The organism is Streptomyces sp. NPDC087420 (assembly GCF_044744165.1).
Lineage (GTDB): Bacteria > Actinomycetota > Actinomycetes > Streptomycetales > Streptomycetaceae > Streptomyces.
Map to the genome: position 1 here is coordinate 111955 of NZ_JBIUXU010000013.1, position 26001 is coordinate 137955.

Genomic DNA, 26001 nt, shown 5'->3' on the forward strand with positions numbered 1-26001 from the left:
TGTCGATGACGCACGAGAACATATCCATGCTCACCGCCCTGGCCGCCGCCACCGATGACCGGATCATCTTCGACCTCGCGGGAATCGAGGCGAGTTACGACGTCCTCACCCGCGAACTCCCCGAAGCCGCTGTCCGCTTCGCCATGAAAGCCTGCCCCGTGGACGAGGTGATCTCCTGCCTCGCGGAAAGAGGAGCGGGAGTCGACGCGGCGAACCCGAACGAGATCGCGCAGGCGATCAGTTCGGGTGTGCCGCTCGAACGCATTCATTACGGCAACACCATCAAGTCCGACCGGAACATCCTCGACGCACACCGTCTCGGCATCAGGGACTTCGCGACCGACAGCCTGGAAGACGTCACGGCGATCGCGGAAAACGCCCCCGGCTCCCGCGTGTTCTGCCGGCTGGCGACCGACGGGCAGGGCGCGCTCTGGGGCCTCACCAACAAGTTCGGCTGCTCGGCCGCCGACGCGGTGCTCGTACTGGAAAGGGCCAGGGAAACGGGCCTGACCCCGTCCGGCCTGTCCGTGCACGTCGGTTCGCAGCAGATGACCGCGGAAGCCTGGCGCAGCGCCTTCGACAAGCTGGTCGATGTGCTCGAAGTCCTGCACGGGCGAGGCATCTCCCTGGATCACGTCAACCTGGGCGGGGGTCTGCCGGCGCTCGGCTACCTCAACAAGCGGGGCGAGCGGCTCGACCCGCCGCTGGACAAGATCTTCGCCGTCATCCGCGAGGGCATGCGGCGCTGCCGCGAAGTGCCCGGGCACGACCTCGGGTTCATCGTGGAGCCGGGGCGGTATCTCGTCGCCGACCACGGGGCCATCCGGGCGCACGTCTCCCGGCTGTCCACGCGGCAGACGCCGGGCGGTGAACACGAGCACTGGCTGTATCTGAGCTGCGGGAAGTTCAACGGCCTTTATGAGATGGACGAGTTGCAGTACCGGCTCACCTTCCCGACGCACCGTGACGCCGTTCACGTACCGGCCGTGGTCGCGGGGCCCACCTGCGACAGCGACGACGCCTACTCACGTGAGCACGGGCTGGTCCTCGTGCCCGGGACGGTCGCGTCCGGCGATCCGGTCTGGGTGCTCTCCAGCGGTGCGTACGCCATCAGTTACATGACGCAGGGGTTCAACGGCTTCAGTCCGCTTCCCTACACGTGCATACGCGGCGACCGCCACCTGGCGGGAGCGAGCGGGGGAGGGAGGGGCTAGATGAACCACGACGTGCGCATACGACCGGTCTCCGAGGGTGATTGGGGCGGGATCGTCGCGCTGGAGTCCGGTGCGTACGCCGCTCTCGGGCTGTCCGAGGAGCGGAGCGCCCTGGAGTCCAGGGTGCGCGCGTCGCCGGGCACCTGCTTCGTCATCGACGCCGAACAGCAGCTGGCGGGCTACGTGTTGGCGCTGCCGTACCCGGAGCACGGGTACCCGGACCTGACGCGGGCGGAGGAGACGGTTGCGGTACGCGTACCTCACCCGAACCTGCATCTGCACGATCTCGTGATCGACGAGGGTCTTCGCGGCAGGGGGCTCGCGAAGACCCTCCTGCACCACCTCCTCGCCACGGCCCGGGCGGAGGGGTACGAGCAGATCTCCCTGATCGCCGTCAACGGCAGCGACACCTTCTGGGCGGCGAACGGATTCACCGCCCGCCACGGGGTCGCTCCCACGGAGAGCTACGGACCGGGCGCGGTCTACATGTCCAGGGCCGTACCAGCGGTTGCCGTACCAGCCCTGGCCGTACCAGCAGCACAAGCCGTACCAGCAGTACAAGCCGTACCAGCGGCACAAGAAGAAGTGGGCTGATCACACCATGTTCCGTGTTCACGACGATCCCTTCCGCCGGGCACAGTGGGCGATCGCCGCGCTGTTCAGCTCGCTGGGGTTCCAGTACGCCACCTGGGCCGCGCGGCTCCCCGCGATCAAGACCCACCTCGACCTGACCGCGGCGGAGGTCGGCCTGCTGCTGATGGCCACCGGCATCGGCGCGGCGGCGTCGTTCCCCCTGGTGGCCGTCCTCATGCGGCGGTTGGGCTCCCGGCGCCTCGCCCTGGTGTCGGCGCTCGGCCTGGCCCTGCTGCTCCTCGTCCTGGCCGAAGCGCCGAACTACCCCGTCGCCCTGCTGATCATGGCGGTCGACGGCGCTCTGGTGGCGTGTCTCAACGTCGCCATGAACGCGCAGGGCGCGGAGCTGGAGGTGAAGTACGAGCGCAACGCCATGTCCAAGCTGCACGCGACGTTCAGCGGCGGCTCGCTGGCCGCCGCGCTGCTGGCGTCGGGCATGAACACCGTGACGTCCACCGTGATCGTGCACTTCGGGGTGGCGGCCGTCCTGCTCCTGCTGCTGGCGGGGTACGCGCGGCCGGGGCTGCTGGCGCAGGAGCGGCCGGCGGAGGAGAAGGCGGACACGGCGGAGACAGCGGACGCACCGGAGAAGAAGACCCGCGCCAAGTGGACCTTGCCGGCCGCGATGACGCTGTGGATGGGCGCCGCGATGGCGTTCGGCACGGTCACCGAGGGCGCCATGAACGACTGGTCGGCCATCTACCTCAAGGACGTCGCCAAGGCGTCGGCGCAACTCGCGCCCCTGGGCATCGCCGTCGTCTCCGGAATGATGGTGCTGGCCCGCCTCTTCGCCGACGGCTGGCGCAGCCGCTGGGGCGACGCCCGCATCGTCCGTACCGGCAGCGCCCTGGCCGGCGTGGGCCTGGCCCTCGCCCTCCTCACCGGTGGCGTGGTCCCGGCCCTCATCGGCTTCGCCTGCGTCGGCCTGGGCATCGCGGCCGTGACGCCCTGTGTGTACGTGGCGGCGGCGTCGCAGGGCTCGGACGCGCTGACCCTGGTGGCCACGATGGGTACGGTGGGCCTCCTGGCGGGCCCCCCGGTGATCGGCTTCATCGCGAACGGGAGCGGCCTGGTGTGGGGCATGGGCGCGGTGGCGGCGTCGGCGATCGTCGTGTCGCTGTGCAGCACGCAGATCAGCTGGCCCACACCACACCAGGTGGCGGACGCGGACCCACTGGACGATCCCTTGGCCGCCTGACGCTTCCCGCCGACGTCGGACCCTACGCAGATGTGATGGTGTCCGACGTCGGCGCGGTGTGCCACACGACGTACGGCATGCACACCAGAGTCATCCCCAAGACGGAAGCTATTGCCCAACGGACCGTCCTGGGCGTGCGAGAACGCGCGACTTTACTTTCGCCAAGTGTCACAGGCGCTTTTCCTTGATTCCTAAAGCTTTTCCGGGCAGGTGTGAGGGCGTGGCGAAGTCCGCGAAAGCGGTGCGGATCGTCAACAACGCTCGAAGATCAGCCTAGCCCCTTCGGGTGACTGCCCGAACACGCGCACCCCTGCCCGTCGGCCCCCTCGGCGGAATGTTCATCACCCTCAGAACACCCCCGGTCACGCGGACGCCGGGCGTCGGCGACTACCCCGCGAAACCCCTCGCCCGCCGCAGCGACGACAGCGCCTCCAAGGCCCGCTCCTCCTCACCGCGAGCGCCCGTGTGCCGGCAGATCGCGAGGGTCTCCTCCAAGTGCGCCTCGGCCTGCTCCAGCCGCCCCGTATCCAGCTGGGCCTGGGCCAGATCGAACAGCACTTCGGCCACCTCCCCAGTGGCCCCGATCCGCCTCAGCACCGCCAGCGAGGCGATGAACTGGGCCAACGCCGGCTCACTGCGACCAGCCGTCCGGTACGCCCTGCCGATCCCGGCCAGAGCGATGCCCTCCCCCCGAAGGTCTCCCACCCCCCGCAGCACTGGCAGGACACGAGCGTAGAGACCGAGCGCTTCGTCCGTCTTCCGGAGCGGGGTCAACACGCTCGCGAGGTTCATCCAGAGCGTCGCGCGGTCACCCTTGCTCCCCAGGGTCCCCGCGACGTCGATCGCTTCTCGGTACGACCGCTCCGCGGCTTCCAGATTTCCCATCCGCTGCTGCAATTCCCCCAGATTGTTCAAGGTGCGATATCGACCTCGGTCATCAGTACCCGTAAAACCGGCGATAGCCCGCAGAAAATATTCGAGCGCGATCTCATTCTGCCCAAGCTGAAGATGAGTGATGCCGAGTAAATTCAGGCTGCGCGCCACCTGTAATCGATCGTTTGATCGCAGTCGCAAATCAAGAGAGCGTTCCAGGAGCGGCTGAGCCAATGCGTACTGCCCGGTGTGCCACAGAAGAATCGAAACCTGGTGCGCTGATTCACTTTCCAGATCTTCATCCTTCAACGACCGCGCGATACTGAGGGCCTCACGTGCCGTCGAGTCCCCCTCGTCGTACTGACCGCTGTGCGCACACACCGCACTCAGGTCCAGCAGAGCCCGCGCCCGCGCGCTGTTGTCCCCGACGGCACGCCAGTGGGCGACGGCGCGACGCAGAAGGGGTTCGGCCACCTCCAGATGGCCCTCCAGATCCAAGAACCCCGCCAACACGTGCGTATGCAGCGCCAGTTCGGCCTCGGAGCCGTACCGGCGCGTCCAGTCCAGCGCCCTCAGCAGATTGGCGCCCTCGGTGATCAACCACTGCTCGGCCGCCTGCGCGTCGACGATCTCCGGCTCCCGCGCTACAAACTGACCGCCACCGTCGGCATCGACAACGATCCGGCAGCGGAACGGATAGGCCAACCGGTCCGCCCGGTCGGCGACCCGTACGTAGTGATCGACAAGACGCCGAAGTGCCTGCTCCGAGGCCCCTTGGACTTCGCCGCCAGAACCAGGAGCGGAATCGCCAGTATTGTCGATCAACGTACGCGCGTATTCGCGCAGAAGATCGTGGACCGCGAACCGATGCGGTGACGGCTCGGAAATCAGGTGGTGGGCCTGGAGTTCCTCCAGCGCACGTTCGGTCTCCTCGAAGGAGAGGCCGGCCAGGGCCGCCACCGCATGTGCCCCGAACCGCACGCCGAAGTGCAGTCCCACATGCCGGAAGACAAGCTGTTGCACAGGCGTGAGTGCGCGGTACGACAATCCGAAAACATGGGACAACGTTCTCTCGCCGTCGCGCATTTCGGAGAGATGCTCCATCCCGCTCGTCAACTGCTTGAGCAGGTCGGACGTCGTCCACGAGGGCCTGGAGAGCAGACGGCTGGCGACGAGTTCGACGGCCAGCGGCAGATATCCACAGATGCGGACGATCTCCGCCGCGTCGGACGCCAAAACGGTACGCCGGCCACCGAGCCGCTGTGCGAAGAGCGCGACGGCGTCCTCACGGGGCAGCACGTCGAGGGAGACGGGCCGTACACCCGGCAGGCCGGGAAGCCGCTGCCGGCTGGTCACGATGACGGCCGTCGGAGACGCCCCCGGAAGCAGGGGCCGGACCTGGGCGGCCCCTGCGGCGTCGTCCAGGATCACCAGCATGCGGCGGTCCCGCACCGTGGTGCGCCAGAGCGAGACCAACCCGTCCAGATCCTTGGGCAGTTCCCCCGGCGGGGTGTCGAGCAGGCGCAGCAGTTCCGTGAGCGCGCGGACGGCCGTCAGCGGCTCCCGGTCGGAGGCGTGGCCGTGCAAATGAAGATAAATCCGCCCTTCCGGGAATTCCTCCCGCAGTTGATGCCCGAGATGCACCGCCATCGACGTTTTTCCGATGCCCCCCATGCCGTCGATGGCCTCGATGGTGACCACCGGAGCCGAGGTACGGCTCGTCTCGGAGAGCGCCGCCGTGAGCAGCCGCAGTTCGTCATGCCGCCCCACCCACGGAACATCACGCGGCAGGTTGTCGGGAACCCGGTTTGTTGTCCGGGAGGGGGTGCGCCTGCCGATCCCGGCCTGCCCCAACAGCGCTGAAGCGGGCGTTCCGGAGAGAATTCCCTGATGGACCCGGTGCAGGCGACGGCCCGCGTCGAGGCCGATGTCACGGACGACACGCTGCCGCGTCCTCTGCACCAGCTTGGTCGCCTCGGCGGAACGGCTGCTGCCGTACAGGGCGAGGGCCAGTCGTTCGACCAGGGCTTCGTCGACCGGATGCTCTTCGACCAGGGGCAGCAATACGGGAACGGCCTCCGCGAACTTCCCCGCCCCCATGAGGATTTCGGCCCGGACCATGGCGGCGGTGAGACTGCTCTCGGCGACCGTGGCACGCAGGTGAGCCGCCCAGTACGCGGAAATCCCGGCCAAGGCCTCGCCGCGCCAGAGGCCCGCCGCCAGGTCGAGCAGGCGAATGGCCTCGCTCTCGTCGTCGCTGTCCTTCAGAGAGCGGGCCTGGTCGACATAACTGGTGTAGCGCCGCAGGTCGACCCGGTCCGGATCGACGTTCATGACATACGAGTTCGTACGGCTGATGACCGCGGGCGCGTCACCCCCGGCGATCCGAAAGGCCTTTCGGATACGCGATACGTGCGTGTGCAGCGCTTCTCTCGCTTTGGCCGGCGGGTTGTCGTCCCAGATCCGGTGGATCAGCGTATCCACACTCACCGTACGACTGGCGTCCCAGGCCAGAGCGGCGAGCGCCAGGCGGGTCTTGGTGGAACCGAGATCATTGCGTCGGCCGAGGGCCCGTACTTCGACCGATCCTGAAAGTCGAATCTCGAACTCCACCAGCGTCCTTCCGCCGGTCCGGCCTCTCCTGGCCGGGTATCCGAGGATGTCACGCGGTACTCGCGCGTGGCTATCAAGGCCCTCTTTAAGTCCGAAACTGACTCATCCTCGAACGATTCTGTTCAGCCGTACCCGAGGCAGGGGAAGGACTCTACGACGGTCACTGACGAAGCACGTCTGGTGCATATGCTGTTGGCATGAGCCGGGCAGTGCCTATGGGGGTACGGACGTGCCATTTCCTCAATCCGGCAAACCGGAAGCATTGTTATCGGCCATGGCCCTATGCGCCACGGACCGCGAATCCCTCGCGTGGCGGGAATTGGCCCGCGTCCTTCGCGCGACGGCTCGGGTGGATCACGGGGTGGCCGAGTTGTGGCGCGCAGTGGAGACGGCCACGGCCGCTCCCGGCTCCCCGGACGCACCGGGAGCGGCGCCGGGAACGGTGTCGGGAACGGCGCCGGGAACGGTGTCGGGAACGGCGCCGGGAACGGCGCCGGAAGCCGTGCCCGGAGTCACCCCGGCGATGGCACAACTGGCCCGGGCGGTGGCCGCGTTGGCCTCCCACGACCCCGGCACGGACGCCGCGGTGACCGACTGGCTCCGGCGCCACACACCGCCCACGGTCGGCTCGGACCCTGCGAACGCGGACCGTACGAACGCCATCGGCGGGGCCGCCACCATCCACGGCCCGGCCGTGCAGGCACGCGACATCCACGGCGGCATCCATGTTCACCATTCCGCCCCGCAGGAGAGACCCCGGCCTCCGGCGCCGCGCCAATTTCCCCCTTTGCGGAGGCAGTTGGTCGACCGGGAGAGTGACGTACAAGCCCTGGACGCCCTCCGCGCGCAGCATCCTCCGCACACCCATCCACTCCTGGTGGTCAGTGGGTTCGCGGGCGTCGGTAAGACAACACTCGTCTCCCGCTGGCTGCGTGATCACGCGGACAGCTTCCCCGACGGCCAGCTGTACGCCGATCTGGGCGGTCACTCCACCGGCGGGGAGACCGGGGGGCCGGTACGGCCGGTCCGCCCCACCGCCGTACTGGAAGGCTTTCTGCACGCGCTCGGAGCCGCTTCCGTACCGGCGGACCTCGCCCAACGGATCGCTCTCTGGCGGTCGTTGACCGCGGAACTGCGGCTCGGCGTCTTCCTGGACAACGCGTTCACCGCGGCGCAGGTGCGTCCGCTCCTGTTCGGCTCCCCGACGGGCCTCACCGTGGTGACCAGCAGAAACCATCTCACCGGACTGCTGGCCGACGGCGCGGCCCTCCACCGCCTGGGAACCCTCACCACCGAATCGGCCGTCGAACTGCTGGCCGCCGGCGGTGGCGGCAGCCGTGTCGCGCGGGACCCGGCCGCCGCGCGCGAGGTCGTCACCCTGTGCGCCTGCCTGCCCCTCGCCGTCTGTCTGGCGGCGGCCCAACTCGCCGTCCGTCCGAACCGTTCCGTATCCGCCCTCGCCGCGAGTCTGTCCCAGGGACAAGGATCGCTCGACGCCCTACGTATCGATGGAGAAGCCGTGGTGCGCACCGCACTTGACCTCTCGTACGAACTGCTGCCCCAGGACAGCGCGACGCTCTACCGGCGGATGGGGCTCCTGCCCACGGACCGCTACGACCTCTTCATGCTGACCGCGAGCGCCGCCGACGACACCACCACAACCACCACCACGACAGGGGACGTCGAACTGGCCCTCGACGCACTCCTGGAGGCGAATCTCCTGGAGGAGACGGGCTCGGCTGTCTACCGCTTCCACGACCTCGTACGGCCCCACGCGCGGCGGCTCGGCACGGCGGAGGAATCCGCTTCGCAGCACGCGCACACACTGCGCCGCTACGTGGACTGGTGCCTGGCCACCGCGAGCGCGGCGGAGAGCATCCTCACGCCCAGCCACCGGATGCCGGCCCCCGATGGCGTGCCAGTACCGGATCCCGGTGACACACCGACCGCCGCACCGACCGCCGCACCGACCGTCACACCGGCTGTGGCACCGGCTGTCGTACCGACTCCGCTCGCGGGGCCGGCCGAGGCGCTGGACTGGCTCGACACCCACCGTGACGGTCTGATGGGCGCCGTACGGCACTGTGCCCGTGCCGGATGGCACACCGCCTGCTGGCACCTCGTGGACGTAATGTGGCCTTTGTTCCTTCGCCTCCGCCCTACGGAGATGTGGATCGAGGCACACCGCGAGGGCCTCGCGGCGGCCCGCGCATGCGGATCCAGAGCGGGCGAGGGACGCATGCTGACCTCGGGCGCGATCGGCCTGCGCACCGCCGGCCGGTATGCGGAGTCCGCCGACTGGTACAGGCAGGCACTGGAGCACGCCGCGTACGACGGCGACGTACGACAGCAGGCGCAGGCCCTCAACGGTCTCGGCCACCTCAGCCTGCTGACCTCACAACTGGACGAGGCACGCGCGTACTTCGAGAACGCCCTGGGGCTGAGGGAGTCCATCGGATACCTGCGGGGCGCCGCGCTCTCCCGAAGACGCTTGGGGGAAACCGCCCTGGCGGCGGGCGAACTCTCCACAGCGGCGAATCACTTGGTACGCGCACACGCCGAACTCGACGCGCAGGATGAGCACTACGAGGCGGCCCGCGCCCTGGCCCTCCTCGGGCACGTCCTGGCGTCCGACGGCGATCACGAAGGGGGCACGGCGCGGCTGCGGGAGGCGCTGGGGATGTTCCGCGGGGCGGGCGCCCGGTCGGAACACTGGCAGGCGCGCTCCCTGGAATGGCTCGGGCAGGCCGCTGAACAGCGGGGCGACGGGGAGGAGGCCGGTCGCTGTTACGAGGCGGCCCGGGAGCTGTACGGGCGCCAGGACCCGTCGGACGCGCAGCGCGTGGAGGAACGGCTGCGGCACCTGTGAGCGGTGCCGCAGCCGGTGCTGTGTTCCTACTCCCCGCCTCCCTCAAAGGCGACGGACCGCAGGTCTCCCAACGACCCCCCGGCAACAAGCCAGGCATGCGCCACAGAGGCAACAGCAAACGGAGGAGCCGGAAAGCGACCGACGGCCGGCCACGCGGGCAGGACGACACTCCCGCCACCCCGCGCCCCCAGCGCACACCCACCGCCCGACTCGGGTACGGCGGCGACGAGGCAGCCCGGCCACCGCGCGATCAACTCCTCCGCCCGGGTACGAGCCGCCGTCGGCGGACGCGGCACCCGCGCGACGAGCACATCGGCGTACTCCGCGCGGCCGACTCCGCCTGGGGCGTCCGGGTTCACCAACAGGTGCACATCACAAGCCTGTTGACGAGAGAACTCCAACGACCCCCCGTCCGACGGGACGGCCGCATCGACCCGTACGCGCACCACACCGCTCCCCGTCACCGACCTCCACGCGACGGAGGCGGCGACGGAGAACGTCCCGCCGAGGGAACCCGTAACGGTGTCGTCGTACCCACCGTCGAAGCGAACCCACCCCCACCACATGGCATCCGACACCCCACCCAGTCCCACGCAAGGCACAGGTCGCTCGAAGCGAGGTTCCTCAGTCCCGGCCCTTCCCCTCCCCCTTCCTCTCCCCCGGCCCCTCACTGCGCCATTCCCAGGTGACCGGCCTCCCACTGCTCCAGCGGAGAGGGCAGCGGCAGGGGCGGGACAGGGGCGGCGCTGGCGGGTTCGCCCAGCTCCAGCATGGAGTAGATGATCGTGCGCATCCGCTGGTGGAACTCTCCGGGCACCGACGAGAGCAGGGCGGCGACCTGGGCGTACTGCCCCGGACGATGCTGTCGCGCCGCGTACCGCAACTGCTCGTCCAGCGGATGCCCGGGGGTGACCACCGGCGCGACGGTGGCGAGAAGCGCCGCCGGGGAGTACGCCGCGATCTCACGCCTCGGTCCGGGCGTGAGCAGTACGGCGGCATCGGTGAGAGTGCTGTACGCCGTAAGGGATCCATGGTCCCCGATGACCCAGTCGGCCGCGATCAGCAGAGCCTGCCAGTCCGCCTCCGGTGGCACTACGGAGATCCCGCGCCCACGGCAGCCGGCCAGCCAGCTCCGTACCTGCCAGTTCCCGTGGCCCGAGAAGATGTTCGGGTGGAAGAGGAACGCCACCCGGTAGTCCTGGCCCGGGAGTTGACTCAACAGCTGTGGCAGCAGCGCGTCGATCCGCCCGAACGTGGAGGTGGGCCCCCAGGTCGAGGTAACCACCACAAACGGCTGCCCCTCGTCGAGCCCCAGCGCCCGCCGGTACTCCTCGCGCCGGGGCATGCCGGCCACGATGCGATCGACGCAGGGGTCCCCCACCACGTGGGCCACCGCCAGCGCCTCGGGGCACGAGTGCGCCAGTTCCTCCAGATCACGCTCATGCGCGTAGACGATCGCCGCGGGCCCAACGCGCCCCTCGTGCAGCAAATGCTGACGACTCAACATCCCCGGCACCCGCGCCTCCCCCGGCGCCAGCGACGAAGTATCGGTCAGCAGTTTGATGTGGCCGGCCCCGTGCGACATGCGCAGGACCGGCGCGTTCAGCTCATGCACCCCGCGGGACCCGGCCGCGAGCACCAGGTCGAACTCGGCGCGCAGCGCCTCTTCCCAGGGCACGGTGGCGATACCCAGACTCTCCAGGTACCGCCCGACACCGCCACCGAACGCGTGCGGCGCGGCGGTGAAGACCACCTGAATACGGAAGTCGGCCTCCAGCAGGCAGAAGGCCTCGCGCAGACGCTGGGCGAAGGCCACGGTGTGGACGACGACCAACATCTGCTTGCAGTCCGGTACGGTCAGCCACCGGCCTTGTTCGATCAACGCCGATTGAGTGGTTTTGACAGACACAACGCTCCCCCATGTTTGTCGGCTGCGTGCAGCAGTCGACGGGGGGATTCCCGGCGTGTACGACGCTTTCCTTGCAACCACCTTGCAGCCACCTTGCCCGACCGCACCTCACCGAGGAGGCCCCAGGTCAGGGCGAGATGTCCCGTGACAGATCAGACGGTTTCCCTCAAAGGGCCCATGGCATCGTCGGGTTCTTCCCGGCCCGCCAGGCGGGTTGTCATCATCAGTGTGGTGCCCAGGTCAAGGGCCAGGGCGGCCGGCACCGGAACTCGGCCGTCGGGGGCGAAGTCCCGGGTGGCGAAGTAGGTGAGGGCGGCGACGCTGGTCGGCAGACCGAGCCACGGGGGCCGGGCGCGGCGCACGTCGAAGCGCGGCCGGGTACGTTCGTACAGTCGCGCCTGCCACCGCTCCAGCGGCCGCAGCACCACCAGCACACCGACCAGAACCACACCAAGCACCAGCAGCCACGGCACCCGCAGCGCCCACCACGCCCCGGACCCGAATGCGGGGTCGGGCGCGATCCGGGGCAGGTAGAAGACGGTGGCGACTACCAGCACCGGCAGCGTGTGCCACAGGTAGAGGGACATGCTGGCGCCGCCGACGCGGCGGACGGCCCGCCACACCCGCTCGCGGCCGAGGAGCCGCCGTACCGCCGGCGCGGCGAGCAGACACAGACCGACCTGGGCCACCACCCAGGCCAGCATCGCCGCCGACGGCGGGTCGGCGTTGCTAGGGGTCTGCCCGGTCACCCGGATCAGACCGACCGGAAGGGCCCGAACGTGATCAACGCCGCGAACACCAACCCCCCGCCGACCACCAGAGCGGCGGCGCCCATCACCACCGGCACGTGGAGTCCCCAGCGCCGGTGCGCGGCGGGCAGCGGTGGAGTCAGGACGCCAAGGAGCAGGTACACCGGCAGGAACCAGAACTGCATCGCCATCGCCCACCCCACCAGCGCGAGGGTGCCCGGGTCCGCGCCGACGGCCGAGCAGATCCCGACGGCGAGCAGCACCAGCCCGCTGTACACCGCCGCCGGAAGCAGCAGCCGCGACGTCCGCCGCCCGACCCAACCGGCAGCCGTACCGCCCGCCGGCCAGGAAGAACAGCGGCATGATCTGGAAGCCCAGCGTCAGCCACTGGGTCCATGGAACGGTCGCCGGCAGCTCCGACGCGGTGATCTCACCGCCGGGCCCCTGAACCAGCGCGGTGATCAGCCAATGGCCCAGCACCACCAGGGCGATCGCCCATGCGCGTGTGAAGTCGACATAGCGGTCTCTGCCCATGCGTCGTCATGCTGTCGCAGGCCGGACGTGATCCCGTGGGGGGGGGAGCCGAGACCGCACCCAACTCGTGCTCGGTACGACACCACCGGGACGCGCGACACCTCCCGTACACGAGCCCGCCGTTCCCGCGCCGAATCCCACCGCCCAACAGCGTCAGGCGCGTTCGGGCTCGTCGACGTCCCCCTCGGTGGCTCTGTCCCGGTTACGACGACGGCTCAGCAGGGCGCTTCCCGCGAGCACTGTGCCGACGGCGAGGACTTTGGCTGCCTGGTAGTAGCCGGAGGCCGGGTTCTCCTCGAATCCGGGCAGCCCGAGAAAGACCCACGCCGCAGCGACCCCACCGAGAACGATCAGACCGACGGCCCCCACCGTCCCGAGCTCGGTCCACCAGGGCCCTGCGCCGTAGCCGTGTTCGTCGGTCCCCGCATCGGTCGGCTTGTCGGTCAAGGTCTCTTCTCCTGAGTGGTGGCGACGAGCGCGAGGAGGGAGCTGAGCCCGTACGCGTACGACGCATCGGACCTTCCCTCACTGGGAGTCGACATCCTGCCAGCCCTGAAGACCCCGCCACTCACCCACTCCCTCTCGAAGTCCCCCTCAGGCCGGCCGAACGCGTCACCGCCGCAGGTGCCGTGACCGCCACCGACATCGACGCGTCCCGGACCCGTTACGTCGCCGGGGAGGTGATGGAGGTGCTGCCCCACGACGTCCCACCCGACCTGCCACCACCCGAGGCGTTCGGCCTCATACACGCCCGGCTGCCCCTGGCCCACGTCACCGACCGCGCCCGCCATTCAGCGGCATTGGCGACGGAAAACAGTCACCCCGACACCAAAAGCCACGGAGTGGCCACTCTCCGCTACCGTTCTCCCCGTGACTGGCTTACAGGCTGCGCTCTGGGGATTGCTGGGAACCAGCATCGCCGAAGCACTGAATCTCTACACACTCATGTGTCCGAACGACCGCCACCGGAGATGGCGCTGGCCTTGGCACAGCAAGGCCGACCGGTCGGCGCTGCTGGTGGCGGTCGCGCTTCGGCTGTTCGCGGGGGCCGGGCTCATGGCAGCCCTGGGGGCATCCGGATATCTCGACAACGAGACGGCGGCACTGGTAGCCGGGGGCGCCGCACCGCCCATGGTCGCCAGGCTGTTCCTCTCCTTCCGTTGTGCAACGAAAATTCGGTGGTCGGCGAGCTCGTGCGGCATACCGAGGGAGAGGGCTGTGCGCCGCCGACACGTGAGAGGTCTAACGTCACGGCCTCGCCCCGCTCGTCCGGAACCCCGCTCTGCCGTCAGTTGGTCCCCCGGCCTCCCGGCCGCCTTCGCGGTGGCCTTGACCTGTCTCACGGCGGCGGTCGCTCAGGGGATTCTGCCGGCGCCCTGGTCTCATAAGGGGCCACAGAGGGAGGTCCCGATCGAGCAGTGGCGACTGGTCGACAACGGGAGGCTCTGGACGGACCAGGGTGCCGATGCGTTGGCTTTCTCACCGACGGACGACCATGTGCTGCTGACCGTCTCCCCCAAGGGACTGGACAGTTGGGATGTGAAGGAACCAGAGCACCCTGAACGGGTCACCCCGGGAGGACCCGGCGTGACGAGCAGAGCGCCCCTGGCGCTCAGCCCCGACGGCTGGACGCTCTTCGTAGCTGACGGCCGGGACGTCTTCGGGATGCGGACCGACACCGGGCAACGCGTCTGGTCGATCACCAAGCCGCCCAATACGGTGAAAGCGATCCACGCAAGCCAGTACGGCGTGATGCTCGCGGTGCCCGACGCGACCCACTTCACCCAGCTGCAGAGTGCGTCTCCGGCCGACAGCATGCGCCCCAGAGCGAGGGGGCAGATCCCGCTGGGCGCCGCAGCGGCCCAGTTCTCCCCGGACGGAAAGACCCTGGCCATTGCCACCGGCGACGGCACGCTGCACCTCTGGGACGTCTTCTCCCCCAACGAACCGCGCCGCGCCGGCCCGCCGTTCGCGGCGGAGAACGGCAGAACAACCGACCTCGCCTTCAGCGCGGACGGCCGCCTGCTCGCGGCGGTCGGCGCGGATCACGTCGCCCGGTTGTGGGACGTGGAGAATCCGAAACGGCCTCGGTCCCTCGGCAGTCCCCTGGCCCCGAACGTGCCTGTCAGCGCCGTAGCGTTCAGGCGAGATCCCCGCCTCGTCGCGACCCTCTGAACCGACCGCACCGCCTACCTCTGGCGACGAAAATGACGTTCGCCACCACATCGACGACGCACTTCCTTCCGCCCCAGGGAGTCGGCCCACACCTCACTCGAAGTGGCTGCCCCTGCTGCCCCGGTGGGCTACGTCGCAGCCCTCCCCGCACAGTCCAGCTGTTCGAAGGACAGCGACGGTCGGTGGCACACTCGCGTCACCATGGGCACGAGGAACGACGGGAGCCCGGACCACCGGCACCATCCTCAACGAGCTGGGCGTGGACATGCCCACCATCATGGGGATCCCACAGCCGGCCGAGCGGCCCGCGCCCGGCGCCGCAGGATCCGTGACATAGCAAAAGCCCCAGGTCATGGCGAGATGTCCTGGGGCTTCTACAGAGCCGCCTTCGGGATTCGAACCCGAGACCTACGCATTACGAGTGCGTTGCTCTGGCCAACTGAGCTAAGGCGGCTTGCCATCCGGACCATAGTGCGGTCAGCGGCGGGGCCAAGTCTACACAGTTTCCGGGGGTGCTCCTCACCCCCTGGGTGCTGGGGCCTTTTTGCAGGTCAGGAGCACTTTGTGGCGGGTTTGGGGGGTGTGCCCTCCAGGAGGTAGATGTTGATCGCCGTGTCGATGCAGTCGCTGCCCCGGCCGTACGCCGTGTGGCCGTCGCCGTCGTACGTGAGCAGGGTGCCCGAGGAGAGCTGGTCGGCCAGGGAGACCGCCCATTTGTATGGGGTCGCCGGGTCGCGGGTGGTGCCGACCACCACGATCGGGGCCGCGCCCTTCGCCTCGATGCGGTGTGCGGTGCCGGTGGCCTTCGTGGGCCAGTACGCGCAGTTCAGGGACGCCCACGCGAGGCCTTCGCCGAAGACCGGGGAAGCCTGTTCGAAGGAGGGCAGGGCCTCGGTGACCTCGGCGGGGCCGGTGAAGGCCGGCGGGAGGTCGAGGCAGTTGACGGCGGAGTTGGCGAACATCAGGTTCGCGTATGAGCCGTCGCCGCCGCGTTCGTAGTACGAGTCGGCGAGGGTGAGGAGCGCCGAGCCGTCGCCCGCCATCGCCGTCGTGAGGGCCTCGCGGAGCTGTGGCCAGGCGGACTCGTCGTACATCGCGGCGATCACCCCCGTCGTCGCCAGCGACTCGGTCAGGGGGCGGCTCTCGCCCGTGGCCACGGGTTTGGCGTCCAGGGTGTTGAAGAACGCCTTCATCCGGGCGCCGACGTCCGCGACGGACTTCGTGCCGAGCGGACAGTCCGTCTGCTTGACGCAGTCGGCCGCGAAGGACGTGAAGGCCGTCTCGAAGCCGGCGGTCTGGTCGCGGTTCAGCTCGCGGGCCGGGAGGGACGGGTCCATCGCGCCGTCGAGGACGAGCCGGCCGGTGTTCTTCGGGAACAACTCGGCGTACGTCGCGCCGAGGAAGGTGCCGTACGACGCCCCTACGTACGTCAGCTTCTTGTCGCCCAGCACCGCGCGGAAGACGTCCATGTCGCGGGCCGCGTCGACGGTGGAGACGTGCGGCAGGATCGTGGCCGACCGCTTCTCGCAGCCCGCCGCGAACTTCTTGAACGACGTGGTGAGGAGTGTCTCCTCGCCCTGGTCGTCCGGGGTCTGGTCGACCTGGGTGTACGCGTCCATCTCCTTGCCCGTCAGGCATTCCACGGGCTCGCTGTCGGCCACCCCACGCGGGTCGATCGCCACCATGTCGTACCGCGCGCGGACCGGAGCCGGGTAACCGATGCCCGCGTACGCCTGGAGGTAGCCGACGGCCGAACCGCCCGGGCCTCCGGGGTTGACCTGGAGGGAACCGAGGCGCTTGCCGGGGCCCGTGGCCTTCTTGCGGGCCACCGCCAGGCTGATCTCGGTCCCGTCCGGCTTCGTGTAGTCCAGCGGCGCCTTCATCTTGGCGCATTCAAAGCCGGTCACCCCGCACGAACGCCACGCGAGCTTCTGCCCGTAGAACTTCTTCAACGCGGCCGGATCCGCCGTCGAGCCCGCTCCCGTACCCGCTCCCGACGCCGAGTCGGAGCTGCAACCCGAGAGCAGGAGACCGGCCGCCACGAGGGCGGTGGCGGAGATGCGGAAGAGGCGCCTGGTGTCCATTCCGCGAGCCTAGCCGCCGTGTGTTGCGTCCCGTGTTTCCGCGCTCGAACGGGTGAATCCCAGGTCGTGCGGGTGCATCCCAGGTCGCACGGTCTCTGAGCGTGCTGCCGTGTCGGAGCTGGGCGTGTCCGCCGAGGTGCGACGGCAGGACGGGGCGTGTTCGTGCGCGGCCGGCGGTCCGGCTCCCGGTCAGCCCGCTCGCAGCGACACCGCCATCGCCTCGACCGCCAGCAGCGGCGCCACATTGCGGTCCAGCGCCTGGCGGCAGGCGCTGATCGACTCGATGCGGCGCAGCGTCCGCTCCGGGGTGGAGGCCCTGGCGACCCGGTCCAGCGCGTCCCGTACGTCCACGTTGGCGAGCTGGACACGGGAGCCCAGCTGGAGGGCGAGCACGTCGCGGTAGAAGCCGGTGAGTTCGGTCAGGGCCAGATCGAGGCTGTCGCGCTGCGTACGGGTCGAACGGCGCTTCTGGCGGTCGGCCAGCTCCTTCATCACGCCCGCCGTACCGCGCGGCATCCTGCCGCCCGCCGACGCGCCGAGCGCCGCCTTCATGTCCTCCGTCTCCTTGACGTCGACATCCTCGGCCACCTGCTTGGCGTCCTCCGTCGCGGCGTCGATCAGCTCCTGGGCCGCCCGGAGACAGCCCCCGATGTCGTCGACGCGCAACGGCATCTTCAGGACCGTGGCACGGCGGGCGCGCGCCCGTTCGTCCGTGGCGAGCCGGCGGGCCCGGCCGATGTGCCCCTGGGTCGCGCGCGCGGCGGCGTGCGCGGCCTCGGGATCGATGCCGTCGCGCCGGATCAGGACATCCGCCACCGCCTCCACGGACGGCGTACGCAGGACGAGGTGGCGGCAGCGGGAGCGGATCGTGGGCAGGACGTCCTCCAGCGAGGGGGCACAGAGCAGCCATACGGTGCGCTGCGCCGGCTCCTCCACGGCTTTCAGCAGGACGTTGCCCGCGCCCTCGGTGAGGCGGTCGGCGTCCTCCAGCACGTTGACCTGCCAGCGGCCGCCGGCCGGGGAGAGCTGCGAGCGGCGGACCAGCTCACGGGTCTCCTTCACCCCGATGGAGAGCAGGTCGGTACGGATCACGTCCACATCCGCGTGCGTCCCGATCAGGCTCGTATGGCATCCGTCGCAGAACCCACAGCCCGGCTCGCCGCCCAGCGCCCGGTCCGGGCTGGTGCACTGGAGGGCGGCGGCGAAGGCGCGGGCGGCGGTGGAGCGGCCGGAGCCGGGCGGTCCCGTGAAGAGCCAGGCGTGCGTCATCCTCGACGCCTCGGGGGGTGCGAGGCCCGCCGCCTCGGCCGTGACACGCGCGTCCGCGTCACGCGCGGCCGCGGCCAGCGTCGCCTGGACGCGCTCCTGCCCGACCAGGTCGTCCCATACGGTCATGTGCCGCCATCACCTCCGTGCCGTGCCGGTATGCATGCCGTACGGCGCGGGTGTGCCGTACGGAATCCATTGTGGGGCCGGGGTCTGACACTCCCGGCCCCACCAAGGTCATCCGCAGGCTGATCCCACGAACCCATGAACCCGCGAACCCATGAACCCGCGAACCCATGAACCCGCGAATCCGCGAACCCGCGAACCCGCGAAGATCCGCCGGAAGGCCCTAGCGCCGCCGCCGCCGTCCGCCGTTGTCGTCGCGGTCGTCGTCGTGCGGGCCGAGCAGTTCGTCGGCCAGGGTCGGGAGGTCGTCCAAGGGGGTCTCCTCCGCCCAGTCCGAGCGGCGGCGCGGACGCTCCGCCTCCGGCGCCTGCGCGTATCCGGTCACCAGCCCCTGTCCGCCGTCCGGATACGGCTGCGGCAGCTCACGCGTGCGCTCGTTGGCGCCCTCGGCGACCGCCGGATCCGGCGTCTCCTCGCGGAAGAAGCCCGGCGGCACCCTGTCTGCCGGAACAGCGTCCTGTACGGGTCGTACCGGCGGAAGGACGGCCGTCTCGTCGGTGGCGCGCACCTCACGCGCGTCCCTGGCGTCCCGTCCGCCCCGGAGACCAGGGGTGGACGGCGCGTCCCACGACTGCCTCGGATCGCGCGCGTCACGCGGATCCCGCGAGCCCGGAGCGTCCTGCGAACCCCCGGCATCCGCCGAGCCGTTCCGGCCCCGCGAATCCTCCGTGTCCCTCGAATCCCCCGCGTCCCGCCGATCCTCCGCGTTCCCCGGACCCTCGGAGTCCCGGGGATCGCGCGTGTCCCGCTCCCCCTGGCGGTCCGCGTCCCGCTGCCCGTCCCGTACCGGCGGAATCACCGCCGTCTCGTCGGCCGCCGGATCCTGGATCCGCGGGATCACCCGGGTCTCGTCTCCCGCCGGTTCCTGGACCTGCGGGATGACCGCCGTCTCCTCGGCGTCGGAGCCCGCCGCCGGCCGCTCGTCCTCCGGCTCCGGACGTACCGCCGGGACCTCCCGCGTCACCTCGTCCGGAGCGAACTCCGGCTTCTTCAGGAAGCGCGAGCCGGGCGCAAGCGGCGTCTGAACCGTGGTCTCGTGCGGCGGATACGCCGGCGGCGCAGGCCGTGCAGCCTCTACAGAAGCGTGAGCAGACGCCTGTGCGGCAGCCTCGTCGGCGGCCTCGGCCGCCTCCCGGGCAGCAGCCGCCTCCCGGGCAGCACCCTGACGCGCCGCCTCCTCAGCAGCGGCCCTCTCCGCGACAACCCGCTCAGCGGCGGCCCGTTCAGCGACAGCCCGCTCCGCGGCGGCCCGCTCGGCGGCAGCCCTCTCCGCAGCGGCCCTTTCCACAGCGGCCCGTTCAGCCGCCGCCTTCTCCGCAGCGGCCCGCCCCGCAGCCGCCTCGGCCTCCGCCACCCTGGCCGAAGCCGCCGCAGCGGCAGCCGCGGACTCCTCCGCGAGCCGCCGCGCCTCCTCGGCCCTCAGCAGCGCCTCCTCCGCCTTGCGCTGCTTCTCCCGGCGCCGCTCCTCCGCCTCGGCGCGGAGCCTGGCCTCGTCCTCGGCCTGCCTCCTCAGACGCGCCTGCTCCGCCTCGTGCGCCTGCTGCTCGGCCTCCCGGCGCCTGCGCTCCTCCTCGGCCAGCCGGCGCTCCTCCTCGGCGCGCTGCCTGGCCTCCTCCGCCTGCCGTTCGGCCTCGCGCTGCCGCGCCTCCTCCAGCTCACGGCGCTTGCGCTCCTCCTCCTCGGCGCGGAGCTTGGCCAGCTGCGCCTGGCGCTCGCGCTCCAGCCGCTCCTCCTCCGCCTTGCGCGCCGCCTCTTCCTCGGCCCGGCGCCTGGCCTCCTCGATGGCGGCCCGCCGCGCGTCCTCCCGGGCCTTCACCTCGGCCTCGGACAGCGGCAGCATCTGGTCGAGCCGGTGCCGTACGACCGTGGTGACGGCGGCGGGATCCTGTCCCGCGTCCACGACCAGGTACCGGGCGGGGTCGGCCGCCGCGAGCGTCAGGAAGCCGGACCGTACGCGCTGGTGGAACTCGGCGGGCTCCGACTCCAGCCGGTCCGGCGCCTCCGTGAAGCGTTCACGCGCCGTCTCCGGGGAGACGTCGAGCAGCACCGTCAGGTGCGGTACGAGACCGTCCGTCGCCCAGCGCGAGATCCGCGCGATCTCGGTCGGCGAGAGGTCACGGCCCGCGCCCTGGTACGCGACGGACGAGTCGATGTAGCGGTCCGAGATGACGATCGCACCGCGCTCCAGGGCGGGACGGACGACCGAATCAACGTGCTCGGCGCGGTCGGCCGCGTACAGCAGCGCCTCCGCGCGGTTCGACAGACCGGCGCTCGACACGTCGAGCAGGATCGAACGCAGCCGCTTGCCGACCGGCGTGGCGCCGGGCTCGCGTGTGACGACCACTTCGTGTCCCTTGCCGCGGATCCACTCCGCCAGCGCCTCCACCTGCGTGGACTTGCCGGCGCCGTCACCGCCCTCCACCGCCAGGAAGAAGCCCGACGCGGCCGGGGCCTGCGCCGGGTCGGCGCCGCCCCGCACCGCGTCCCTCAGGTCCCTGCGCAGCGGCACTCCGGCGCGGTCGTCGGTCTTGGCGAGCACCACCGCCGCGACGGGCAGCAGCAGCGCGCCGACCAGCATGAGCGTGAAGGCAGCGCCCCCGTGCGCGAAGACGAAGTCCTCGTTGGCGAGGCGGTGCGGGCCGATGGCGGCGGCGAGCAGGGGCGCGATCACCACGCCGGCCGCCACGAAGAGCCGTACCACCGCGTGGAGGTGCTCCGTCACGCGCGTACGGAGCGATTCCTCGGTCTCCAGGTCGATGAGCGTGTGTCCGGTATTCGCCGCGACACCGGCGGCGAAGCCGGTGAACAGCGCGAGGAACAGCACGGTCGCCGTGTCCGGTACGAGGCCCATGGCGAGCAGGGCGATACCGGTGAGCGCGATCGCCAGCGGGAGCAGGCGGCGGCGGGACAGGGAGGGCAGCACCTTGGCCGCGCCCCGGATGCCGAGCCCGGTACCACCGGTCAGGAAGAGGACGAGCAGCGCGAACGCGACGGGGCCGCCGCCGAGGTCCTTGGCGTGCAGGACGGACACGGACACGGCCGCCGCGACGGCGCCGGCCACGGCGGAGCAGGCCAGGACGAACAGCGGCACGCCGCCCGTACGCCCCTTGCCCGCGCCGGAACCAGAGCCGGAGCCGGAACCAGAGGCGGAAGCCGAACCAGAAGCCGAAGAAGAGCCGGACGCCGAAGAGGAGCCGGAAACGGAAGCCGACGGCCGCCGCAGCCCCGCCAGCGGGGAGCGCGGCCGGGGCGTACGCCCGTCGGGCAGCTCGATGAAGTAGAGCGTCGACACGGAGGCGGCGAAGAGCCCCGCCGCCACGTACGACCCAAGGGCCGCCTGGTGCAGCGAGAACCAGTCGATGCCCGTACCGAGCAGATTGCCGATCAGCGTGGCCACGAGCAGCACGGCCGCCGCCGCGGGCACGGCGAGGAACGCCGTACGCAGCGAGAGGCGGTGCAGGGCGTCGAAGTGGTCGGGCAGCGGGCGGACCGCCGCGCCCTCCAACGGAGGCGCCGGGAGCAGGGCGGGAGCCGCGCTCTCCTTGGCGACCGTCCAGAAACGCTCGGCGACCCCGGCCACGAAGACCGTGCTGAGCAGGATGGGCAGGGCGCGGTCGGGGGTCCAGTCGATCCACAGCGGCGCGATGATCAGGAGCGCGAGGCGTACGACGTCCGCGCCGATCATCGTCCAGCGACGGTCGAGCGGCCCGCCCTCCCGCGGCGGCTTGCGCGGCTTGGCGCGCTTGCCGGAGGTGGCGCCCGGCAGGGGACGGCCGTCGGCCCCGACGGCCGAAGCCCCGGTCCCACCGCTCTCCCCCGCTCCGGAAGCGGCACCGGCAGCTGCCCTGGGACGATTGCCCGGCGTCACCAACGCCGTCAGCGGTCCCAGAAGCACCACCCCGAACAGCACCGTGGCCACGACCCGCGCCCCGAACACCGCCGCGACGGCGAACGCCGCCCCCCGGTATCCCGCGCCGAACGAGCCCTCGGAGATCGCCGCTTGCAACGACAGGAGCAGAAGCACGAGAACGGCGAGCGCGTCGCCCACACCGCCGATGAGCTGGGCGCCCCACAGCCGCCGCAGCGGTGGGAGGCGCAGCAGTGATCGTACGGCGCGCTCTCGTGAGTCTGCGGCAAGTGCGTCGGAGTCGGAGGTGGGGCTCACGACCGTTGGCTGCTCGGCTCGCGTCATCCGCCCAGCCTATCCGCAGCCGGTGACAGTCCGTGCGGCCGGTGCGGAGCGGGTGGTCCCGGTGTGGTGATTACCGCCCGGTTGCCGCCCTGTTGCCCTCCCCGACCCGCCTATTCGTCCGCTTTTATTCGCCGGCTCTTATTCGTTCTACTCGTCTTAACTCGTCTTACTCCGTCTTACTCGTCTGCTTTCGCCGACCTCGACGCCGATGCGGTCGACTTCTTCGCCGCGGTCGCCTTGGTCGTCCCGCTCGTCTTCTTCGCCGTCGTCTTCTTGGCGGCCGTCGCCGTGGTCTTCTTCGCGACGGCCTTCTTCGCCGTCGTCGCCTTCTTGGCCGGGGCCCGCTTCGCGGGAGCCTTCTTCGCCGTCTTCTTCGCCGGCGACTTGGCGCGCTTCTCCGCGAGCAGTTCGTAACCCCGCTCCGGGGTGATCGCCTCGACGCTGTCGTCCGTCCGCAGGGTCGCGTTGGTCTCGCCGTCGGTGACGTACGGCCCGAAACGGCCGTCCTTCACGACCACGGGCCGCTCGCTCACCGGGTCCGTACCCAGCTCCTTGAGCGGCGGCTTGGCCGCGGCGCGGCCCCGCTGCTTCGGCTGCGCGTAGATCGCCAGCGCCTCGTCCAGCGTGATGTCGAAAAGCTGGTTCTCGGTCTCCAAGGACCGCGAATCGGTGCCCTTCTTAAGATACGGGCCGTACCGGCCGTTCTGCGCCGTGATCTCGACCCCCTCGGCGTCCGTCCCCACCACACGCGGCAGCGACATCAGCTTGAGGGCGTCGTCGATGGTGACCGTGTCCAAGGACATCGACTTGAAGAGGGAGGCGGTACGCGGCTTGACCGCGTTCTTGCCCGTCTTCGGGGTGTTCTCCGGGAGGATCTCGGTGACGTACGGGCCGTACCGGCCGTCCTTCGCCACGATCTGGTTCCCCGTCACCGGGTCCGCGCCCAGCTCGAAGTCGCCGCTCGGCTTGGCCAGCAGCTCCTCCGCGTACTCGACCGTCAGCTCGTCCGGTGCCATCTCCTCCGGCACGTCGGCGCGCTGGTGGCCCTCTTCGTCCTTCTCGCCGCGCTCCACGTACGGCCCGTACCGGCCGACGCGCAGCATGATGCCGTCGCCTACGGGGAACGAGGAGATCTCCCGGGCGTCGATGGCGCCGAGGTCCGTGACCAGTTCCTTGAGGCCGCCGAGGTGGTCCCCGTCGCCGTTGCCCGCGGCCGAGGCGGCGCCGACGTCCTCGCCGTCCCCGCCCTCACCGAAGTAGAAGCGCTTGAGCCACGGCACGGAGTGCGCCTCGCCCCGCGCGATGCGGTCGAGGTCGTCCTCCATGCGGGCCGTGAAGTCGTAGTCGACCAGCCGGCCGAAGTGCGTCTCCAGCAGGTTGACCACGGCGAAGGAGAGGAAGGACGGGACGAGCGCCGTGCCCTTCTTGAACACGTAACCGCGGTCGAGGATCGTCCCGATGATCGAGGCGTACGTGGACGGGCGGCCGATCTCGCGCTCTTCCAGCTCCTTGACCAGCGACGCCTCGGTGTAGCGGGCCGGGGGCTTGGTGGCGTGGCCGTCGACCGACAGCTCCTCGGCGGAGAGCGCGTCACCCTCGGCGACCTGCGGCAGCCGGCGCTCGCGGTCGTCCAGCTCGGCGTTCGGGTCGTCCGCGCCTTCGACGTACGCCTTCATGAAGCCGTGGAAGGTGATCGTCTTGCCGGACGCGGAGAATTCCGCCTCGCGGCCGTCGGAGGCGGAGCCGACGATCTTGACGGTGACGCTGTTGCCGACCGCGTCCTTCATCTGGGAGGCGACGGTCCGCTTCCAGATCAGCTCGTAGAGGCGGAACTGGTCGCCGGACAGACCCGTCTCGGCGGGGGTGCGGAAACGATCACCCGAAGGCCGGATCGCCTCGTGCGCCTCCTGCGCGTTCTTGACCTTGCCGGCGTACGTGCGCGGCTTGTCCGGCAGGTAGTTCGCCCCGTAGAGCTGCGTGACCTGCGCGCGGGCCGCCGAGATCGCGGTGTCGGAGAGCGTCGTGGAGTCCGTACGCATATAGGTGATGAAGCCGTTCTCGTACAGCTTCTGCGCGACCTGCATCGTGGACTTGGCCCCGAAGCCCAGCTTGCGCGAGGCCTCCTGCTGGAGCGTCGTCGTACGGAAGGGGGCGTACGGGGAGCGGCGGTACGGCTTCGACTCGACGGACCGCACCGAGAACGAGGCGTTCTCCAGCGCGGCGGCCAGGGCGCGCGCGTTCGCCTCGTCCAGGTGGAGCGTCTGGTCGGACTTGATGCGGCCGTCGGAACCGAAGTCACGGCCCTGGGCGACCCGCTTGCCGTCGATCGCGTTGAGCCGGGCGATCAGCGAGGACGGGTCGGAGGCGTCACCGGCGCGGCCGGTGGAAAACGTGCCGGTCAGGTCCCAGTACTCGGCGGAGCGGAACGCGATGCGCTCGCGTTCGCGCTCGACGACGAGGCGGGTGGCGACGGACTGCACGCGGCCGGCGGACAGGCCCCGCATGACCTTCTTCCACAGGACCGGCGAGACCTCGTAGCCGTACAGCCGGTCGAGGATCCGGCGTGTCTCCTGGGCGTCGACCATGCGCGTGTTCAGCTCGCGCGGGTTGGCGACGGCGGCCCTGATCGCGTCCTTGGTGATCTCGTGGAAGACCATCCGGTGGACGGGGACCTTGGGCTTGAGGACTTCCTGGAGGTGCCACGCGATGGCCTCGCCCTCGCGGTCCTCATCAGTGGCGAGGTAGAGCTCGTCGGACTCGGCCAGCAGCTCCTTGAGCTTTCTGACCTGCGCCTTCTTGTCGGCGTTGACCACGTAGATCGGCTGGAAGTCGTTGTCCACGTCGACGCCGAGACGCCGTACCTCGCCCGTGTACTTCTCCGGCACCTCGGCGGCACCGTTCGGGAGGTCGCGGATGTGACCGACGCTCGCCTCGACGACATAGCCGGGGCCGAGGTAGCCCTTGATCGTCTTCGCCTTGGCAGGCGACTCGACGATGACAAGTCGGCGGCCGCCGTGTGCGGCTTCGCTGGTCGGGGACAACTTCGCTCTTCTCTCCGGATCGACACTCGGTGGGCCCGTACGCCAGTACGGCAGAACGGCACGGCGGGACCGGTACGGCCCAGCGGTGACGCTGCTTCGCTGCGGAGTGTGACGGTACAACCCGCCCCCGTGTCAAACGGCAAAAGACCGCAACGGCCACTCGAACGGTAACCCGACTCCGGGCATTCCTGCCGCCCGGACCCCCGGGCCCGTCGCGTCGGAGCACTTCCCCGGTGGTTCCGGGGCGGCCCGGGAGAGGGGTAGTGCGCCGGAGGTACAGGGAGGGTCCTGCGCAGGTCCGGCGGGTTCGGGGCGCTGTGCGGAGGTGCCTGTCGATCATGGACGGAAGATTCCGGTCCTGGATCGGAAAGCAAGGCTCGAAAGCAAGGCTCAGATCGACGATCAGATCTCGGATCTCAGATCGAGGACCGGATCGGAGCGCACGGACCGGACGCGGGAATCAGG

At 70.2% G+C, this 26001-nt stretch carries 15 protein-coding genes and 1 tRNA gene; 5 read left to right on the forward strand and 11 right to left on the reverse strand.

Annotation, left to right across the window (positions count from 1 at the left end; translation table 11 throughout):
- The first annotated feature begins 5 nt into the window (after window positions 1-5).
- From ACIO1C_RS26665 to ACIO1C_RS26675, 3 genes are read left to right on the forward strand one after another with little or no spacing between them, the layout of a single operon-like run.
- A complete protein-coding gene (locus ACIO1C_RS26665; RefSeq protein ID WP_401867702.1) occupies window positions 6-1214 on the forward strand; it encodes a type III PLP-dependent enzyme in 1209 nt (402 codons plus the stop codon).
- Window positions 1215-1808: a GNAT family N-acetyltransferase gene (locus ACIO1C_RS26670; protein ID WP_401867705.1), complete on the forward strand. Its 594-nt coding sequence runs from the start codon at window positions 1215-1217 to the stop codon at window positions 1806-1808. It begins immediately after the preceding gene.
- A gap of 7 nt (window positions 1809-1815) precedes the next feature.
- Entirely contained in the window at window positions 1816-3045 is a 1230-nt protein-coding gene (locus ACIO1C_RS26675; RefSeq protein ID WP_401868123.1) for an MFS transporter, read from the forward strand.
- 387 nt (window positions 3046-3432) lie between these two features.
- On the opposite strand, the gene ACIO1C_RS26680 is transcribed toward ACIO1C_RS26675, so the two are convergent.
- Window positions 3433-6531 carry an AfsR/SARP family transcriptional regulator gene (locus ACIO1C_RS26680; protein WP_401867708.1) on the reverse strand — a complete coding sequence of 1033 codons (3099 nt, stop codon included), beginning with the start codon at window positions 6529-6531 and terminating at the stop codon, window positions 3433-3435.
- 523 nt (window positions 6532-7054) lie between these two features.
- On the opposite strand from ACIO1C_RS26680, the gene ACIO1C_RS26685 reads away from it, so the two are divergent.
- On the forward strand, window positions 7055-9400 hold the full coding sequence (locus tag ACIO1C_RS26685) for a hypothetical protein (protein ID WP_401867710.1): 2346 nt from the start codon (window positions 7055-7057) through the stop codon (window positions 9398-9400).
- Window positions 9401-10067: 667 nt separating this feature from the next.
- On the opposite strand, the gene ACIO1C_RS26690 is transcribed toward ACIO1C_RS26685, so the two are convergent.
- The 5 genes from ACIO1C_RS26690 to ACIO1C_RS26710 form a co-directional block, all read right to left on the reverse strand.
- Window positions 10068-11282 carry a hypothetical protein gene (locus ACIO1C_RS26690; protein ID WP_401867713.1) on the reverse strand — a complete coding sequence of 405 codons (1215 nt, stop codon included), beginning with the start codon at window positions 11280-11282 and terminating at the stop codon, window positions 10068-10070.
- 179 nt (window positions 11283-11461) lie between these two features.
- Window positions 11462-12058, reverse strand: coding sequence for a hypothetical protein (locus ACIO1C_RS26695; protein WP_401867716.1), 597 nt, complete (start codon window positions 12056-12058; stop codon window positions 11462-11464).
- 5 nt (window positions 12059-12063) lie between these two features.
- On the reverse strand, window positions 12064-12321 hold the full coding sequence (locus ACIO1C_RS26700; RefSeq protein ID WP_401867719.1) for a hypothetical protein: 258 nt from the start codon (window positions 12319-12321) through the stop codon (window positions 12064-12066).
- A 424-nt stretch (window positions 12322-12745) separates the two neighbouring features.
- Window positions 12746-13039 (reverse strand): hypothetical protein, encoded by a 294-nt coding sequence (locus ACIO1C_RS26705; protein WP_401867721.1) that lies wholly within the window; start codon window positions 13037-13039, stop codon window positions 12746-12748.
- Entirely contained in the window at window positions 13036-13383 is a 348-nt protein-coding gene (locus ACIO1C_RS26710) for a hypothetical protein (protein ID WP_401867723.1), read from the reverse strand. Before ACIO1C_RS26710 ends, ACIO1C_RS26705 begins: the two co-directional genes overlap by 4 nt.
- A 796-nt stretch (window positions 13384-14179) precedes the next feature.
- Between ACIO1C_RS26710 and ACIO1C_RS26715 the strand changes: the two genes are divergently transcribed.
- Window positions 14180-14767: a WD40 repeat domain-containing protein gene (locus ACIO1C_RS26715; RefSeq protein ID WP_401867726.1), complete on the forward strand. Its 588-nt coding sequence runs from the start codon at window positions 14180-14182 to the stop codon at window positions 14765-14767.
- 380 nt (window positions 14768-15147) lie between these two features.
- On the opposite strand, the gene ACIO1C_RS26720 is transcribed toward ACIO1C_RS26715, so the two are convergent.
- From ACIO1C_RS26720 to topA, 5 genes are all read right to left on the reverse strand, one after another.
- Window positions 15148-15221, reverse strand: a tRNA-Thr gene (locus ACIO1C_RS26720).
- Window positions 15222-15318: 97 nt separating this feature from the next.
- Entirely contained in the window at window positions 15319-16851 is a 1533-nt protein-coding gene (locus ACIO1C_RS26725) for an alpha/beta hydrolase (RefSeq protein WP_401867728.1), read from the reverse strand.
- Between the two features lie 189 nt (window positions 16852-17040).
- Window positions 17041-18246 (reverse strand): DNA polymerase III subunit delta', encoded by a 1206-nt coding sequence (locus ACIO1C_RS26730; RefSeq protein ID WP_401867731.1) that lies wholly within the window; start codon window positions 18244-18246, stop codon window positions 17041-17043.
- Window positions 18247-18466: 220 nt separating this feature from the next.
- Window positions 18467-22495 carry a dTMP kinase gene (gene tmk, locus ACIO1C_RS26735; protein WP_401867734.1) on the reverse strand — a complete coding sequence of 1343 codons (4029 nt, stop codon included), beginning with the start codon at window positions 22493-22495 and terminating at the stop codon, window positions 18467-18469.
- 176 nt (window positions 22496-22671) lie between these two features.
- Window positions 22672-25536, reverse strand: a complete 2865-nt coding sequence (gene topA / locus ACIO1C_RS26740; RefSeq protein ID WP_401867737.1) for a type I DNA topoisomerase — start codon at window positions 25534-25536, stop codon at window positions 22672-22674.
- Window positions 25537-26001: the final 465 nt, after the last annotated feature.

Bases quoted from the DNA above. Each gene is read 5' to 3' on its own strand.
- ACIO1C_RS26685 (WP_401867710.1), top strand. From the start codon at position 7,055: ATGGCACAACTGGCCCGGGCGGTGGCCGCGTTGGCCTCCCACGACCCC.
- ACIO1C_RS26710 (WP_401867723.1), bottom strand. From the start codon at position 13,383: ATGGCGGGCGCGGTCGGTGACGTGGGCCAGGGGCAGCCGGGCGTGTAT.
- tmk (WP_401867734.1), bottom strand. From the start codon at position 22,495: ATGACGCGAGCCGAGCAGCCAACGGTCGTGAGCCCCACCTCCGACTCC.
- ACIO1C_RS26675 (WP_401868123.1), top strand. From the start codon at position 1,816: ATGTTCCGTGTTCACGACGATCCCTTCCGCCGGGCACAGTGGGCGATC.
- ACIO1C_RS26670 (WP_401867705.1), top strand. From the start codon at position 1,215: ATGAACCACGACGTGCGCATACGACCGGTCTCCGAGGGTGATTGGGGC.
- ACIO1C_RS26730 (WP_401867731.1), bottom strand. From the start codon at position 18,246: ATGACCGTATGGGACGACCTGGTCGGGCAGGAGCGCGTCCAGGCGACG.
- ACIO1C_RS26725 (WP_401867728.1), bottom strand. From the start codon at position 16,851: ATGGACACCAGGCGCCTCTTCCGCATCTCCGCCACCGCCCTCGTGGCG.
- ACIO1C_RS26665 (WP_401867702.1), top strand. From the start codon at position 6: ATGACGCACGAGAACATATCCATGCTCACCGCCCTGGCCGCCGCCACC.